This is a genomic window from Serratia inhibens (genome assembly GCF_003591175.1).
Lineage (GTDB): Bacteria > Pseudomonadota > Gammaproteobacteria > Enterobacterales > Enterobacteriaceae > Serratia > Serratia inhibens.
On sequence record NZ_QYYG01000013.1, the window covers coordinates 17430 to 32104 of the forward strand.

At 55.4% G+C, this 14675-nt stretch carries 16 protein-coding genes; 10 read left to right on the plus strand and 6 right to left on the minus strand.

Annotated elements, in window-relative coordinates; translation table 11 throughout:
- Nucleotides 1-87: 87 nt before the first annotated feature.
- On the plus strand, nt 88-1098 hold the full coding sequence (gene glpX, locus D4100_RS24390; RefSeq protein WP_006317747.1) for a class II fructose-bisphosphatase: 1011 nt from the start codon (nt 88-90) through the stop codon (nt 1096-1098).
- A 34-nt stretch (nt 1099-1132) separates the two neighbouring features.
- Here glpX and emrD read toward each other — a convergent pair whose 3' ends face one another.
- Nucleotides 1133-2317, minus strand: a complete 1185-nt coding sequence (gene emrD, locus D4100_RS24395) for a multidrug efflux MFS transporter EmrD (RefSeq protein ID WP_119805423.1) — start codon at nt 2315-2317, stop codon at nt 1133-1135.
- Between the two features lie 296 nt (nt 2318-2613).
- Here emrD and D4100_RS24400 point away from each other — a divergent pair, with 296 nt between their 5' ends.
- Both D4100_RS24400 and fpr read left to right on the plus strand, forming a co-directional pair.
- Complete coding sequence (locus D4100_RS24400; protein ID WP_006317745.1) at nt 2614-3237, plus strand: helix-turn-helix transcriptional regulator; 624 nt, start codon at nt 2614-2616, stop codon at nt 3235-3237.
- 3 nt (nt 3238-3240) lie between these two features.
- Nucleotides 3241-3987, plus strand: a complete 747-nt coding sequence (gene fpr / locus D4100_RS24405) for a ferredoxin--NADP(+) reductase (RefSeq protein ID WP_119805424.1) — start codon at nt 3241-3243, stop codon at nt 3985-3987.
- Between the two features lie 10 nt (nt 3988-3997).
- Here the strand turns inward: fpr and D4100_RS24410 are convergent, their stop codons facing one another.
- Nucleotides 3998-4423 carry a DUF805 domain-containing protein gene (locus tag D4100_RS24410; RefSeq protein ID WP_006317743.1) on the minus strand — a complete coding sequence of 142 codons (426 nt, stop codon included), beginning with the start codon at nt 4421-4423 and terminating at the stop codon, nt 3998-4000.
- Between the two features lie 201 nt (nt 4424-4624).
- Here D4100_RS24410 and D4100_RS24415 point away from each other — a divergent pair, with 201 nt between their 5' ends.
- From D4100_RS24415 to D4100_RS24430, 3 genes are all read left to right on the plus strand, one after another.
- Nucleotides 4625-5215, plus strand: coding sequence for a DUF1454 family protein (locus tag D4100_RS24415; protein ID WP_043912141.1), 591 nt, complete (start codon nt 4625-4627; stop codon nt 5213-5215).
- Between the two features lie 127 nt (nt 5216-5342).
- Nucleotides 5343-6110, plus strand: coding sequence for a triose-phosphate isomerase (tpiA, locus tag D4100_RS24420; protein WP_006317741.1), 768 nt, complete (start codon nt 5343-5345; stop codon nt 6108-6110).
- A 580-nt stretch (nt 6111-6690) separates the two neighbouring features.
- On the plus strand, nt 6691-6897 hold the full coding sequence (locus D4100_RS24430) for an E492 group microcin (protein WP_276330842.1): 207 nt from the start codon (nt 6691-6693) through the stop codon (nt 6895-6897).
- A 279-nt stretch (nt 6898-7176) separates the two neighbouring features.
- Here the strand turns inward: D4100_RS24430 and D4100_RS24435 are convergent, their stop codons facing one another.
- From D4100_RS24435 to cpxP, 4 genes are all read right to left on the minus strand, one after another.
- Entirely contained in the window at nt 7177-8166 is a 990-nt protein-coding gene (locus D4100_RS24435; RefSeq protein ID WP_006317739.1) for a sulfate ABC transporter substrate-binding protein, read from the minus strand.
- A 186-nt stretch (nt 8167-8352) separates the two neighbouring features.
- Entirely contained in the window at nt 8353-9315 is a 963-nt protein-coding gene (gene pfkA, locus D4100_RS24440) for a 6-phosphofructokinase (protein ID WP_006317738.1), read from the minus strand.
- 231 nt (nt 9316-9546) lie between these two features.
- The gene (gene fieF, locus D4100_RS24445; RefSeq protein ID WP_119805426.1) at nt 9547-10449 is read right to left on the minus strand and encodes a CDF family cation-efflux transporter FieF; all 903 of its coding nucleotides are present in this window, start codon (nt 10447-10449) and stop codon (nt 9547-9549) included.
- Nucleotides 10450-10565: 116 nt separating this feature from the next.
- Nucleotides 10566-11060 (minus strand): cell-envelope stress modulator CpxP, encoded by a 495-nt coding sequence (gene cpxP / locus D4100_RS24450; protein ID WP_043912136.1) that lies wholly within the window; start codon nt 11058-11060, stop codon nt 10566-10568.
- Nucleotides 11061-11208: 148 nt separating this feature from the next.
- Between cpxP and cpxR the strand changes: the two genes are divergently transcribed.
- From cpxR to D4100_RS24470, 4 genes are all read left to right on the plus strand, one after another.
- Nucleotides 11209-11907, plus strand: a complete 699-nt coding sequence (gene cpxR / locus D4100_RS24455; RefSeq protein ID WP_004953234.1) for an envelope stress response regulator transcription factor CpxR — start codon at nt 11209-11211, stop codon at nt 11905-11907.
- Nucleotides 11904-13277 (plus strand): envelope stress sensor histidine kinase CpxA, encoded by a 1374-nt coding sequence (cpxA, locus tag D4100_RS24460; protein WP_006317735.1) that lies wholly within the window; start codon nt 11904-11906, stop codon nt 13275-13277. Before cpxR ends, cpxA begins: the two co-directional genes overlap by 4 nt.
- Nucleotides 13278-13340: 63 nt before the next feature.
- Nucleotides 13341-13814, plus strand: a complete 474-nt coding sequence (gene trmL, locus D4100_RS24465) for a tRNA (uridine(34)/cytosine(34)/5-carboxymethylaminomethyluridine(34)-2'-O)-methyltransferase TrmL (protein WP_119805427.1) — start codon at nt 13341-13343, stop codon at nt 13812-13814.
- Between the two features lie 63 nt (nt 13815-13877).
- The gene (locus D4100_RS24470) at nt 13878-14627 is read left to right on the plus strand and encodes a CHAD domain-containing protein (RefSeq protein ID WP_119805428.1); all 750 of its coding nucleotides are present in this window, start codon (nt 13878-13880) and stop codon (nt 14625-14627) included.
- The last annotated feature ends 48 nt before the right edge of the window (nt 14628-14675 follow it).

Here is a 14675-nt window from a genome sequence, read left to right on the forward strand (position 1 = left end):
GGCGCGTTTTTTTTGCCCCGCCCCGCCACCGCTCTGCTGTGATAAACTTTGCCGATATTTTCTTCCTTTCTCACAACGGGTTTTGCCATGAAACGTGAATTAGCCATCGAATTTTCCCGCGTTACCGAAGCCGCCGCGCTGGCGGGCTACAAATGGCTGGGGCGCGGCGACAAGAATGCCGCCGACGGTGCCGCGGTCAACGCAATGCGCATTATGCTCAATAAAGTGGATATCGATGGCCGCATCGTGATCGGCGAAGGCGAAATTGATGAAGCGCCCATGCTGTATATCGGCGAACAAGTCGGCAGCGGCCAGGGCGATGCGGTGGATATCGCGGTCGATCCCATCGAAGGCACTCGCATGACCGCCATGGGCCAACCCAACGCGCTGGCCGTGCTGGCGGTGGGCGATCGCGGTACCTTCCTGCACGCGCCGGACATGTATATGGAAAAGCTGGTGGTGGGCCCGGCAGCGCGCGGCGCTATCGATCTCAACCTGCCGCTGGCAGAAAATCTTATCCAGGTCGCAGCCCGGCTGAACAAGCCGCTGGCGCAGCTGACGGTAGTCATTCTGGCCAAACCGCGCCACGACGGCGTTATCGCGCAGCTGCAACAGCTCGGGGTACGGGTTTTCGCTATCCCTGACGGCGACGTAGCGGCCTCCATCCTGACCTGCATGCCGGAAAGCGAAGTCGACGTGATGTACGGTATCGGCGGCGCACCTGAAGGGGTGATTTCCGCTGCGGTGATCCGTGCGCTGGATGGGGATATGCAGGCGCGACTGCTGCCGCGCCATCAGGTGAAAGGCGACAGCGCCGAGAACCGCCGCATCGGCGAAGAAGAACTGGTACGCTGCAAAGAGATGGGGATTGAGGCCGGCAAGGTGTTGGTATTGGACCAAATGGCGCGCAACGACAACGTCATTTTCTCCGCCACCGGCATCACCAAGGGCGATCTGCTGGAAGGCATTAGCCGCCAGGGCAATATGGCCACCACGGAAACCTTGCTGATCCGCGGCAAGTCCCGCACTATCCGCCGCATTCGCTCAACCCATTATCTGGACCGTAAAGATCCGGCGCTGCACGAGTTTCTGCTGTAATTAAACAGGGGTGCCATTGGCACCCCTGTTGGTTTTATGCGGTATGTCCCTGATGCTGGAGACGATTTGACAACGGCCACCAGCACAGCAAAATCAGCAGCGCCATCGCAAACATCAGCAAGCCGAGGCTAAACTGCCCGGTCTGCGGCAGCATGGCGGAGAGCCAGGTCGCCAAACCCGATCCCATATTCTGCATACCGCCCACCAAGGCGCCCGCCGCGCCCGCCAGATAGGGGAAAGGCTCCATCGCGCCGGTGGTAGCCAGCGGGAACAACATCCCTGCACCGAAAAAGAACAGCGCCGCCGGCACGATTAGCGTCCAGATGTTCATCACGCCAAACCAACCCGGGATCCACATCATCAGACCTGCCAGCAGACAGCTGATGACCGAATGCCACATCAGGCTAGGGAAGGTTTTGCCGTCACGGCCGGCGTACCAGGCACCGAAAAACGCCGCAGGGATCGGCAGGATAAACAGGATACTGACGGTCAGCCCGCTCAGACCCAGCACGCCGCCCATCAGCACGCCGCAGCTGGCCTCAAACACCGCGATCCCCGCCAGTGCACCGATCAGCATCACCAGATAACAGCTGAAAGTGCCGTCCGCCAGCAGCTTGCCGAAGCTCGCCAGCATGCGCCGTTTTTCTGTCTGTTGCGGCCGGGTTTCCGGCAACCAGCGGAACATGGCGAAGGCAACGCCGGCGCAAAGCGCCAACAGGAAGGCGTAACAAGCACGCCAACCAAATATCATCGCCAACGCTCCGCCGATGATCGGTGCCAACAGCGGGCTCACCAGAATGCCCATATTGAGCAGACTGTTGGCATAGCGCAGCGAGGTCCCGGCATACAGATCACGCGGCATGGTTCGCGCCATCACCCCCGCCACGCCGGTGCCCATGCCCTGAATGGCGCTGGCGGCGACCAGCATCGTCAGGCTACTGGACAATAGCGCGCCCAGAGCGCCAACCAGGAAAATCATCATCCCGGCGAGGATCACCGGGCGGCGGCCAATACGGTCCGACAGAGGGCCGTAAATCAGCTGTGAAAAACCGTAGGTCATCAGATATGCCGCCATCACGCGCTGCACCGCACCGGTGCGCACCGACAGATCTCGGGCTATGTCAGCAATGACAGGAACATAAATGGTTTGCGCCATCTGACCGACGGCCACCAACAGGGTAAGCATCACCAGCAGGTGAAAATTGTCTATTTTTCTCATTATCTTCGTTAACGTATTAACTCGTCACAGCGTCTCGGTATGACTCCAGATTGAGCCAGAACGGCGAGCAGCCCTCTATGGCGGCATAAGCTAACAAATCTGATTTTTTTAGCGAGTTTCAGACAGATATTGATCCAGGTCACACTGGCAGCAAAGGCAACCAACCTCGTAAATTAAACTGTACGTATAACGCTTAAGGGGTAAAAATGGCGAACTCGCCGTAATTTGGCTTTAGCATTTAATCGATAATTATTTTCATCATATTGAAATAAAATAACACCATAGGGATTTGGTTCATGAAAACACCAGAGCTGATTTTGTTGCAGTTGAAAACCTTGGGGCCGCATTCCGCCAAAATGCTGGCTGAGCGTCTGGACATCACCCCAATGGGTATCCGTCAGCATCTGCAATCCCTGGAAAGACGTGAGCTGGTTTGCTACGAAGAGGCGCGTACCAAAGTGGGCCGCCCCACGCGTTACTGGTCGCTGACCCATCAGGGCCACGCCGAATTCGCCGATTGCCACGATACGCTTGCCACGGCATTGCTGGAGTCCGCCCATCCGCTGTTTGGCGACGAAGGGGTGGAACAGCTGATTAGCGAGCGTGAAGAAAAGCTTTATCAGCGCTATGCCGAAGAGCTGTCGGAAGAAACCAGCCATCAGGGCAGACTCGCCCGGTTGGTGCGCCTGCGGCAGCACGATGGTTACATGGCCGAGCTGTTCGAACATCCGCAGGGCATGCTGCTGGTGGAAAACCACTGCCCGATCGGCGTGGCGGCCACCGCCTGCAGCAGCCTGTGCAATTCGGAACTGCGGCTGTTTCACCGCCTGTTTGGCCACGGCTACCGGATAGAACGCGCGGCGCATGCCATTTCCGGCTCACGACATTGCGCTTATTTGATTCGACCATTGGAGCTTTAGAGTATGGCTGACTGGGTTAATGGCAAGGTTACGCAGGTAGAGCAATGGACCGACGGGCTGTTCAGCATTACCGTCGATGCCCCTATTGATACCTTTACCGCCGGGCAATTTGCCAAACTGGCGCTGGAAGTTGACGGTGAGCGCGTGCAGCGTGCCTATTCCTACGTCAACGCACCCAGCGATCCGAATCTGGAGTTTTACCTGGTTACCGTGCCGGAAGGCAAACTGAGCCCGCGGCTCAACCAGCTGCGGCCGGGATCGGAAGTGATGGTGACCAAAGAGGCCGCCGGTTTTTTCGTGCTGGAAGAAGTGCCGGAATGCGATACCTTGTGGATGTTGGCGACCGGTACCGCCATCGGCCCTTACCTGTCCATCCTGCAGGAAGGCAAGGACCTGGAGCGCTTCAAAAATTTGGTGCTGGTGCATGCAGCCCGCTTTGCGCGCGATCTCAGCTACCTGCCGTTGATGCAGCAATTGCAGCAGCGCTATAACGGTAAACTGCGCATTCAGACCGTCGTCAGCCGTGAAGACGTCGCGGGTTCACTGACCGGACGCGTGCCTGCTCTTATCGAAGACGGCCGGCTGGAAGCCGCGGTGGGGCTGCCCCTTGATGCCGAAACCTGCCACGTCATGTTGTGCGGTAACCCGCAGATGGTGCGAGATACCCAGCAGACGTTGAAGGATCAGCGGCAAATGCGCAAACACCTGCGCCGCAAGCCGGGCCATATGACCAGCGAGCATTACTGGTAACCCTACAGGGTTATTTACTGCGGAACCTGACCGGCTCGGCCTCCGGGCCGAAACGGTTGTTCCCTGGGGTGCCGACAAAGGCGCCGAGATCAATCATCATCATTACGATAATCAGCGTCGGGATAAAACGCCCAACGCCCCACTGCCAGATTGGTGCCAGCATCTGCCAATTGCCCGCCGCCAACATCCACGCCAGAATCAACAACAGCGCCCACCAACCGGCCTTGTTGCGATCGTGCAGCCGTTTAATCAGCACCGCCGCCGTTGGCCACAGCAACGCAACAATGAAGAATGCGATCGACTGGATAGCCACCAGTTGGTAGTTCGCCAGAGTAAAAGCTGCGGCCATCAATACCAGCCAGGCCCCCATCCAGATCCAGAAGTCACGCCGCCCGATGCGGCCCTTAAAAGAAAAACACCACTGCTGTAACGTCATCGATTCCTGTGCTCTTTGCCTGCCCATATTCTGTCGCGCAGTGTAACATAGGCGCAGCTGGGCAGAGATTTACGCCCTGCTATTACGCGGAGTAACGCACAGCTTTCCTGTCAGCAAGCGATAATGGCGCGGGATCTTTGACAATCCCCCTTGGTTATCGCTTTAATCGGAGTCATCTTTGTTCTTGATGCCATGTATGCCATGCTGAGAAAAACCACCGCCTTCGCCTGCCTGTTGCTAAGTATCGGCAACGCTTGGGCCGATCCGCCGGATGCCGCCGCCAGTGCTTCGCCCACCGCACCGTATCTGCTGGCCGGTGCACCGACGTTTGATCTGACGGTGGTAAAATTCCGCGAAAAATACAACCGCGATAATCCAACGCTGCCGATCGGCGAGTTTCGCGCCATCGCAACCGCAGAAGATGACTCGCCACTGCTGACGCGCGCCGCCAGCAAGCTGAATGAAAACCTCTATGCCTCCACCGCGCTGGAAAAGGGCACCGGTAAAATCAAAACGCTGCAGATCACGCACCTGCCGCTGCAACAAAGCGGCGAAGAGAAGGCTGCTCGCAGCGTTGCCGTCAACTACATGGCTGCGCTGATGCGCCAATTTGAACCTGCGCTGACGGTGGAACAAAGCCTGGCAAAAGTGACCAGCCTGCTGGAAAAGGGTAAAGGCTCACGCTTCTACCAACAGCAGGTCGGCGCGATTCGCTACGTGGTGTCGGACAACGGCGATAAAGGGATAACTTTCGCGGTTGAACCGGTTAAGCTGGCGTTATCCGAGCCTTAACAGCACGGCATTTAATGACGAAAAGCAAAGCCTTCGCGCTTAATCATCTCTATACTGTTGGCCAGGTAAACTGCCGGTCCGGCAGTGGTTATTTAGACTCTCGCGTTCCCTTGTTGGAGGAAAAAACATGCGTCATCCATTAGTTATGGGTAACTGGAAGCTTAACGGCAGCACTCAGATGGTTAACGAACTCATTGCCGCTCTGCGCAATGAACTGAGCAGCGTTGACGGTTGTGGCGTCGCTATTGCACCGCCGGTAATGTACCTGGATCAGGCCAAGCACGCTCTGGCCGGCAGCCGCATTGCTCTGGGCGCTCAAAACGTAGACGTGAACCTGTCCGGTGCATTCACCGGCGAAGTTTCCGCTGACATGCTGAAAGATGTAGGCGCGCAATACATCATCATCGGCCACTCCGAACGTCGCACTTACCACAAAGAAACCGACGCGGCGATCGCCGAAAAATTTGCCGTGCTGAAAGCGGCCGGTCTGATCCCGGTGCTGTGCATCGGTGAAACCGATGCAGAGAACGAAGCGGGTAAAACCGAGGAAGTTTGCGCACGCCAGATCGACGCCGTGCTGAAAACTCAGGGTGCTGAAGCGTTCAAAGGCACCGTTATCGCTTATGAACCCGTGTGGGCCATCGGTACCGGCAAGTCCGCTACCCCTGCGCAGGCACAGGCAGTACACAAATTTATCCGCGATCACATCGCCAAGCAGGACGCTGCAGTCGCTGCAGAAGTGATCATCCAGTACGGCGGCTCCGTGAACGATAAAAATGCTGCCGAGCTGTTCACCCAGCCGGACATCGACGGCGCGCTGGTTGGCGGCGCATCACTGAAAGCTGACGCTTTCGCCGTGATCGTCAAAGCCGCTGCAGCCGCTAAAAAAGCCTGATTTCATTCGGCCTGAAATAACAAAGTCCTGACCGTAAGGACAGGACTTTTATCTAATAAAACCAGTGCAGTTAACAGGCTGGCCTCTACGCACAAAAACTCGCTCCTCAGCAACAACCCTTATCCAAGATATACCATCATTCATCCCTATTTCCCTTATTCTGTTAATTACGGGATTAACGTTATTGTTAACCCCATACCAATGGTAATCCCCGAACACCACTGCTATATAGAAGCGTTCCTTTTAAATGGTTGAAATGAGAATTATTATCGAATAGGATCAGGGAAAATGTACCGAATATCAGGGAGTGATTAATGTTCACATTTGCTTTTTCTCCACTTTTTTTCGCCATTATGGCCTGTATTATATATTTATATAAGAATGGTAAAAACAACTCCATTCACCTGGCCTATGTATTTGCGATCTCTTTTTTTACTGGTTTCCTATACCCCATCTCCAGATCACTTGTTAATAACAGCAACGACATGGATGAGATTTTCTTTATTAAATCTTTACTCGTGTCGCTAACCGCCTTGGTTATAGACACAGTAATATTTACTATATACAAAAGGATGAAACAATGAAGGAACTTAGTGACGCCATGCTGAACGCTATTTCAGGAGGAAAAGATCCAAATACACAATTGATGAATAATTTAGGCAATAATATGGCTTGGGGAGCAGGGCTTGCAGCTGCAAGTGGTGGGGGCATTGTTGGAGCCGGTGTTGGCGCTGTTGGTGGTGCAGTGCAGACGGTGGTTCAGGGGGCTATAATCATGGTCCCGTAAATGTCCCCATTCCTCAAGTCCCAATCGGGCCATCATGGAATGGCAGTGCTGGAGGCTCTCGCCCTTCGCCATCAGCTTCACTTTCTGGACCTAACTATTCCAACTAGCATTAAAAAATTGCAGCTATGGTCACAGGACGGTCAAGTGGTCGTTCACATGGCGGCATCAGCATAAGGACTAAGTCGGTTGACAGAATTATTTCAACTGCACCTTAATCTGTTGATATCCAACTTTTGGGGTGCAGTTCATGTTGATTTTTTTGTTGACGAAAATTGGCGATCAGCGTTTGCTGATCTCATCGAACACGCCGCCGGTGGCGAAATGCACCTTCTGCGCTTCGGTCCAGCCGCCGAAGGTATCATCCACGGTGAACAGTTTCAGTTTCGGGAACTGATCGACAAACTTGGCCGCCACTGCCGCATCACGCGGGCGGTAGTAGTTTTTCGCCGCGATGGTCTGCCCTTCCGGCGTATACAGATACTTCAGATAAGCATTGGCGACCTCGCGGGTACCGCGCTTATCGACCACTTTATCCACCACTGACACGGTAGGTTCAGCCAAGATCGATTCGCTCGGAGTGATAATCTCAAACTTGTCTTTACCCAGCTCTTTTTCCGCCAGCAGCGCTTCGTTTTCCCAGGCGATCAGCACATCGCCGATACCGCGTTCGACGAAGGTATTGGTTGAGCCACGCGCACCGGAATCCAGCACTTCAACGTTTTTATACAGGTTTTTCACGAACTCCTGCGCCTTGGCTTTATCGTTATTGTTATGGTGCAGCGCGTAACCCCAGGCAGCCAGATAGTTCCAGCGTGCGCCGCCGGAGGTTTTCGGGTTCGGTGTAATCACCGACACGCCCGGTTTAATCAAATCAGCCCAGTCGTGAATTTGTTTTGGGTTACCTTTGCGCACCAGGAACACAATGGTCGAGGTATAAGGCGCGGAGTTGTCCGGCAGACGTTTGATCCAGTCTTTGTTGATACGGCCACGTTCGGCGATAGCATCCACATCATAGGCCAGCGCCAGTGTGACCACGTCGGCCTCAATACCGTTAATCACCGAGGTAGCCTGCTTGCCGGAACCGCCATGCGACTGACGCACAGTCACTTTGTCGCCGGTCTGCTGCTGCCAGTATTTACCGAATGCGGTGTTGTATTCCTGATAGAACTCGCGCGTCGGGTCGTACGAAACGTTCAACAGTTGAATATCTTTCGCCATGGCGCCGGACGCCAGCAGCATTATTGTCAGACCTACACCCCATTTACGCATCGACTCGCTCTCCCAGGAAAAATAATCGCAACCTCAGTCGGTTGATTTAGCATCAGAGCCTGCCAGAAACTCTCTCGCCAATTAAAGAATAAAAAATTTTGGGCTAGACGATTCTGGAATATAACCACAACAAACAAAAAAAAGCCCCCGCACGCGGAGGCTTGTTATTGCCGGACTGAAAGGAGATCAGTACAGTTTTTTCGCCGTATCCAGCCAGTCGCCCTTAAACGGACGCTTCATGTTTTCGATCGCATCGATGATGTCGTGATGCACCATCTTCTCGTTCTGGATACCGACGCAACGGCCGCCGTAACCCTGCAACAACAGTTCGATGGCGTAAGCACCCATGCGGGAAGCCAGAATACGGTCGTAAGCCACCGGCGAACCGCCGCGCTGAATATGCCCCAGCACGGTAGCACGGGTTTCGCGCTTGGTTTCTTGTTCGATATGACGCGCCAGTTCATCGATATCGCAGATGTGCTCGGTGATCGCCACAATCGCGTGTTTTTTGCCTTTGGCGATACCGGCCTTGATTTCACAGACCAGGTCTTCGCGGTTGAATTCGGTTTCAGGCAACACGATAAATTCACAACCGCCGGCGATGGCCGCCGCCAGCGTCAGATCGCCACAATAACGCCCCATCACTTCAACGATGGAAATACGCTGATGTGAAGATGAAGTGTCACGCAGGCGGTCAATCGCTTCGACCACGGTTTCAAGCGCGGTGAAGAAGCCGATAGTGTAGTCAGTGCCGGCCACGTCATTATCGATGGTGCCCGGCAGGCCGATACAAGGGAAACCTTCTTCCGTCAGGCGCTTGGCACCCATATAGGAGCCGTCGCCCCCAATCACTACCAGCGCATCGATACCGCGGTTGTGCAGGTTTTCAATCGCCTTGGCGCGTACGCTGTCGTCTCTGAACTCCGGGAAACGCGCTGAACCGAGAAAGGTACCGCCGCGGTTGATCATATCGGACACGCTATAACGGTCCAATTGTTCCATGCGATCTTCGTACAAACCAAGGTAGCCATCGTAAATACCAAAAACTTCCAGACCTTCCGAAAGCGCGGCACGCACAACACCACGGATCGCAGCATTCATACCCGGCGAATCACCGCCACTCGTCAGTACACCGATTTTCTTGATCATGACTACCTCTGAACTGTAGATGCAATTTCTTAAGAATTCTGTATTCGCCGATTGCCTTGGAACCTCTCCGGTTGCAGAAAACCAGCGTTACGGCTTTATTGCTGGATATTATAACAAAAACACCCAGCTGAATTGATTCAAGTCACGCAATATTACGGTAAAAAATCGGCATGGCACGCTGAGCTAACTCGCCATTCGCCCGCCGAACTTATCCTGACCGCCCTGCATTAATTATAGCTCCCAACGCCCCTGTCGGCCCGTTGGCACCGCGGAACAAGGGTCTTGGTGGATGAGGACATCCGCCCCTGGAAAACGATGCAGCAGCGCCTGCTCCACCTGCTCGGCCAGAATATGCGCCTGTCTCAGCGGCAGCGCATCGTCCATCTCCAGATGCAACTGGATAAAACGCGTCGGACCGGACTGGCGAGTACGTAGATCGTGTGCGCCTTTCACCCCCGGCCAGGAAGAAATTACGTCGATAATCGCCTGACGCTCGTCATCCGGCAATGCCCTGTCCAGCAGCGATTGTACCGCTTCATAGCCCATCCGCAGCGCGCTATAGAGAATGTAGACGCCAATTCCCAATGCAAACAGCGCATCTGCACGCTGAAAACCGTACCAGCTTAGCCCAAGCGCAATAAGAATAGCACCATTCATCATGACATCTGACTGATAATGAAGCATATCTGCGCGTACTGCCTGACTGCGAGTTTTTCTGACCACCCATCGCTGATATGTGACCAGGATCAGGGTACTGAACAGCGCAACGATCGTCACGGCAACACCGATGCCGGGAGCGCGCAAGGTTTCCGGCGAATACAGATGCTGAAAACCGGTCAGAAACAGAAAAAGCGCCGAGCCGGAAACAAACATGCTTTGCGCCAGCGCCGCCAGCGACTCCGCCTTGCCGTGCCCGAAAGTGTGTTCCTCATCGGCCGGTTGCAGCGAGTAGCGTACCACCAGCAGATTAGTCAGCGATGCGGCAATGTCCATCAGGGAATCCACCAGTGCAGCCAGCAGGCTCACCGAGCCGGTGCGGTACCATGCGACAATCTTTATCAGTAACAGCGTGGAGGCCAACACGGTGACTGCTAACGCGGCAGACTTCACCAGACGCGCATATTGCGGTTCCATAACCTACCCTGGGTAAAACGTGAGAGGGCCAGTATAACGGAATGACAGGCAAAAAAAGCCCCGCCATCATGGCGGGGAAGACAGGGATGGTGTCTATGGCAAGGAAAAACAGGGGATTACTCAGTCATACTCAACTTCTGGGCAGAAGTTTGCTGCAAACCAGAAATTTGTTGCTCCATCTGCTGCATGCGCTGCTGATGCTTCTGGTCTAAAACATTTTTTTGCTCTGGCGTCAGCAGGTTATACATTTGATTACGCACCCGGGCCATTTCGACCTGGCGCTTAACCTGTTGCTGAGCCATCTTTTCCGCCTGGCTATACACGGCGGATTCATCAAATTTGTCTGCGGTCACCAGTTTATGCATGGCTTCCATTTCAGCTACATTGACACCAGGCAGATCGTGGCGCGCCTGGCGCATTAAATCGCGCATTTGCTGGCGCTGCTGTTCAGTCAGGCTGACACCGTCGAACATGTGGTGCTGGCCAGGGGTTCTGGTTATCGCATCATTTCCGGGAGTCGGTGCAGTTTCCGATGTAGTCTCGGCAGCAAACGCAGCGGTAGAACCTATTGCCAGCATTGATGCCATAACTAATGCGGTCACCTTACGCATTTTAACTCCTCGTTCTTTCTCACTTTGCGAATCAACGAGGAGCAGTGTACTGCTGCACCTGCAAACATGCGTCAGTGCATGTAAAACTACGTAAAGTCATGGAATGCCAACAGTTGATGACGTATTTTGCGTCAGGAGGTAAAACATAATGAACAAAATTCTGTTAGTTGACGACGACCGCGAGCTGACCTCGCTGTTAAAAGAACTGCTTGAAATGGAAGGTTTTACTATCGTCGTTGCTTACGATGGCGAACAGGCGTTGTCGCTGCTCGACAGCTCCATCGATCTGCTGCTGCTCGATATCATGATGCCGAAGAAAAACGGTATCGATACCTTGAAAGAGCTGCGCCAGCATCACCAGACGCCGGTCATTATGCTGACCGCACGCGGCAGCGAACTGGATCGCGTGCTGGGCCTGGAACTGGGCGCCGATGACTACCTGCCGAAACCCTTTAACGATCGCGAGCTGGTGGCGCGTATCCGCGCTATCCTGCGCCGCTCCAACTGGAGCGAACAGCAGCAGAATGTCGATACCGGCGCACCGACGCTGGACGTTGACGGCCTGCAGCTCAATCCGGGTCGCCAGGAAGCCAGCTTTGACGGCCAAACGCTGGATCTCACCGGCACCGAATTTACTCTGCTGTATCTGCTGGCGCAGCACCTCGGCCAGGTCGTGTCGCGTGAGCTGCTGAGTCAGGAAGTGCTGGGTAAACGCCTGACGCCATTCGATCGCGCCATCGATATGCATATCTCCAATCTGCGGCGTAAACTGCCGAACCGCAAAGACGGCCATCCGTGGTTCAAGACCCTGCGCGGCCGGGGTTATTTAATGGTATCGGCAACATGATCAACAGTTTGACGGCACGTATCTTCGCCATTTTTTGGTTCACATTAGCCCTGGTGCTGATGCTGGTGTTGATGGTGCCCAAGCTCGACTCCCGCCAAATGACCTCGCTGCTGGACAGCGAGCAGCGGCAGGGATTAATGGTAGAGCAGCACGTCGAGGCCGAGTTGCAAAACGATCCGGCCAACGACCTGATGTGGTGGCGGCGTTTATTCCGCGCCATCGAAAAATGGGCCCCGCCGGGGCAGCGCCTGCTTCTGGTCACCAGCGAAGGCCGCGTGATTGGTAACATGCAACGCAACGAAATGCAGTTGGTGCGTAACTTTATCGGCCAGTCTGATAATTCTGATCATCCGAAGAAGAAAAAATACGGCCGCGTCGAACTGGTCGGTCCGTTCTCGGTACGCGACGGCGAGGACAATTATCAGCTGTATCTCATTCGTCCCGCCAATAGCCCGCAATCCGATTTTATCAACCTGATGTTCGACCGGCCGCTGCTGCTGCTGATCGTCACCATGCTGATTAGCGCTCCCTTGCTGCTGTGGCTGGCCTGGAGCCTGGCAAAACCGGCGCGCAAGTTGAAAAACGCCGCCGATGACGTCGCGCGCGGCAACCTGAAACAGCATCCGGAGCTGGAAGCCGGGCCACAAGAGTTTCTGGCCACCGGTGCCAGTTTCAACCAGATGGTTAGTGCGCTGGAGCGCATGATGACCGCCCAACAGCGGCTAATCTCGGACATCTCGCATGAGCTGCGCACACCGCTCACCCGCCTGCAACTGGCTACCGCGCTGATGCGCCGACGTCACGGTGAAGGGCATGAGTTGGCGCGCATCGAAACCGAGGCTCAACGTCTGGACTCGATGATCAACGATCTGCTGGTGCTGTCGCGCGGGCAGCAAAAAAGCGAGTTGGCGCGTGAGCGGCTGCTGGCCAACGAGCTCTGGGCCGACGTGCTGGATAACGCCGGATTCGAAGCCGAGCAAATGGGTAAACATCTGGAAGTCACCTCCCCTCCAGGGCCCTGGACACTGTTCGGCAACCCAGGCGCTTTAGACAGCGCGCTGGAAAACATCGTGCGTAATGCTCTGCGCTATTCGCACACGCGCATTGCCGTGGCATTCAGCGCCGACAATCAGGGCATCACTATTGTGGTCGACGACGACGGCCCTGGCGTCAGCGAGGAAGATCGCGAACAGATTTTCCGGCCGTTCTATCGCACCGACGAAGCCCGCGATCGCGCTTCGGGCGGCACCGGTTTGGGCCTGGCGATTGTAGAGGCGGCAGTCAATCAACATCGCGGCTGGGTGAAAGCGGAAGACAGCCCGCTTGGCGGCCTGCGGCTGGTGCTATGGCTCCCGCTGCACCAGCGTTGATCGCCTAAGACAGGTCAGCAAGATTTTGCTATTCTGCGCCCCTCTTCATGAGGGGCCTTTTACATGCTGAATATCGTTTTATTTGAACCTGAAATTCCACCCAATACCGGCAATATTATCCGCCTGTGCGCCAATACCGGCTTTCAGTTGCATCTGATAGAGCCGATGGGCTTCCCATGGGATGACAAACGGCTGCGCCGCGCCGGCCTGGATTATCATGAATTCGCCAATATCCGGCGCCACGCCGATTACGCCGCTTTTATCGCCAGCGAAAACCCACAGCGGCTGTTTGCCCTGACCACCAAGGGGACTCCAACGCACAGCGCGGTCAGCTATCAGGCCGGCGACTACCTGCTGTTCGGACCAGAAACTCGCGGTTTGCCCGCCGAGATCCTCGAGGCCTTGCCTGCACAGCAGAAAATCCGCATTCCGATGCAGGCACAAAGCCGCAGCATGAACCTGTCGAATGCCGTCGCAGTGGTGGTATACGAAGCCTGGCGGCAGTTGGACTATGCCGGCGCACTGATTAAACCTTAAGCGGTGACAATCGGCGCTACGGGGAGGATAATCTCAACGGGATCGCCTCTCCGGGGACATCGCATGGCTTTCACAGAGAGTATCATCGCCCAGTTCCGCAGGCTTGAAAACGCGCTGAGTCAGGCGCTGCTGCGTTTACAGGACCCGACGGACACCGAGGCTCTGCATGATGTACGCATCAACCTGCGGCGTATCAGAAGCCTGCTGAGGCCATTGCGTGGCATACCCGGCGTCGCACAGCTCGACAACGCTGCCGCCAGCCTGGGGAAACTCACCACGCCGATACGCGATTTGGAAGTGCTGATTGCCGAGCTGGCGCGACATCAACTAGAGTGGCAAACCAACGTCCGCAAAACCGAACTGCAAAGCCGCAACCTTGCCCTGGCGTCACATCCCTTGCTGTTCCGCTTTCCCAAATTGCTGCATGGCTGGCCGAAAAGCTTCCGGCGGGCCAAACGCCGGCACGCAAAACGCCGCGTTGCTGATCGCCTGTCCCGGCAAGTTAAACAATTGCGTCTGGCGCTGGCCGATACGCACTACGATCGCCACCGGCTGCGCCTGCTGATCAAACGGGTGCGCTATGCTGCCGACACCTACCCCCAATTCGCACTTGTCACACCGGAAGCCGCCGCCTGCCTGAAAACGGCGCAAAGCGCATTGGGCGACTGGCACGATCGTTTTGTCTGGTGCCGGCAAGCCGAAAATCAGCAAGATCTCTGGCCACTGCTGCCAGAATGGCAGGAAGCTCAGGAAACGACGCTGGAGAGAGCTGAAGCTGAATTGTTTGCGCTTTCGCGAGCCCTCAACCTCTAAAACCCTCGACGCATCACGATCCTGACAAAGTATGTAAAGGCAGTGCAC

Coding starts and splice junctions, on each gene's coding strand:
- D4100_RS24470 (WP_119805428.1), top strand. CDS start 13,878: ATGGCTTTCACAGAGAGTATCATCGCCCAGTTCCGCAGGCTTGAAAAC.
- emrD (WP_119805423.1), bottom strand. CDS start 2,317: ATGAGAAAAATAGACAATTTTCACCTGCTGGTGATGCTTACCCTGTTG.
- trmL (WP_119805427.1), top strand. CDS start 13,341: ATGCTGAATATCGTTTTATTTGAACCTGAAATTCCACCCAATACCGGC.
- fpr (WP_119805424.1), top strand. CDS start 3,241: ATGGCTGACTGGGTTAATGGCAAGGTTACGCAGGTAGAGCAATGGACC.
- pfkA (WP_006317738.1), bottom strand. CDS start 9,315: ATGATCAAGAAAATCGGTGTACTGACGAGTGGCGGTGATTCGCCGGGT.
- cpxR (WP_004953234.1), top strand. CDS start 11,209: ATGAACAAAATTCTGTTAGTTGACGACGACCGCGAGCTGACCTCGCTG.
- D4100_RS24415 (WP_043912141.1), top strand. CDS start 4,625: ATGCTGAGAAAAACCACCGCCTTCGCCTGCCTGTTGCTAAGTATCGGC.
- D4100_RS24430 (WP_276330842.1), top strand. CDS start 6,691: ATGAAGGAACTTAGTGACGCCATGCTGAACGCTATTTCAGGAGGAAAA.
- cpxA (WP_006317735.1), top strand. CDS start 11,904: ATGATCAACAGTTTGACGGCACGTATCTTCGCCATTTTTTGGTTCACA.
- tpiA (WP_006317741.1), top strand. CDS start 5,343: ATGCGTCATCCATTAGTTATGGGTAACTGGAAGCTTAACGGCAGCACT.
- fieF (WP_119805426.1), bottom strand. CDS start 10,449: ATGGAACCGCAATATGCGCGTCTGGTGAAGTCTGCCGCGTTAGCAGTC.
- D4100_RS24400 (WP_006317745.1), top strand. CDS start 2,614: ATGAAAACACCAGAGCTGATTTTGTTGCAGTTGAAAACCTTGGGGCCG.
- glpX (WP_006317747.1), top strand. CDS start 88: ATGAAACGTGAATTAGCCATCGAATTTTCCCGCGTTACCGAAGCCGCC.
- cpxP (WP_043912136.1), bottom strand. CDS start 11,060: ATGCGTAAGGTGACCGCATTAGTTATGGCATCAATGCTGGCAATAGGT.
- D4100_RS24435 (WP_006317739.1), bottom strand. CDS start 8,166: ATGCGTAAATGGGGTGTAGGTCTGACAATAATGCTGCTGGCGTCCGGC.
- D4100_RS24410 (WP_006317743.1), bottom strand. CDS start 4,423: ATGACGTTACAGCAGTGGTGTTTTTCTTTTAAGGGCCGCATCGGGCGG.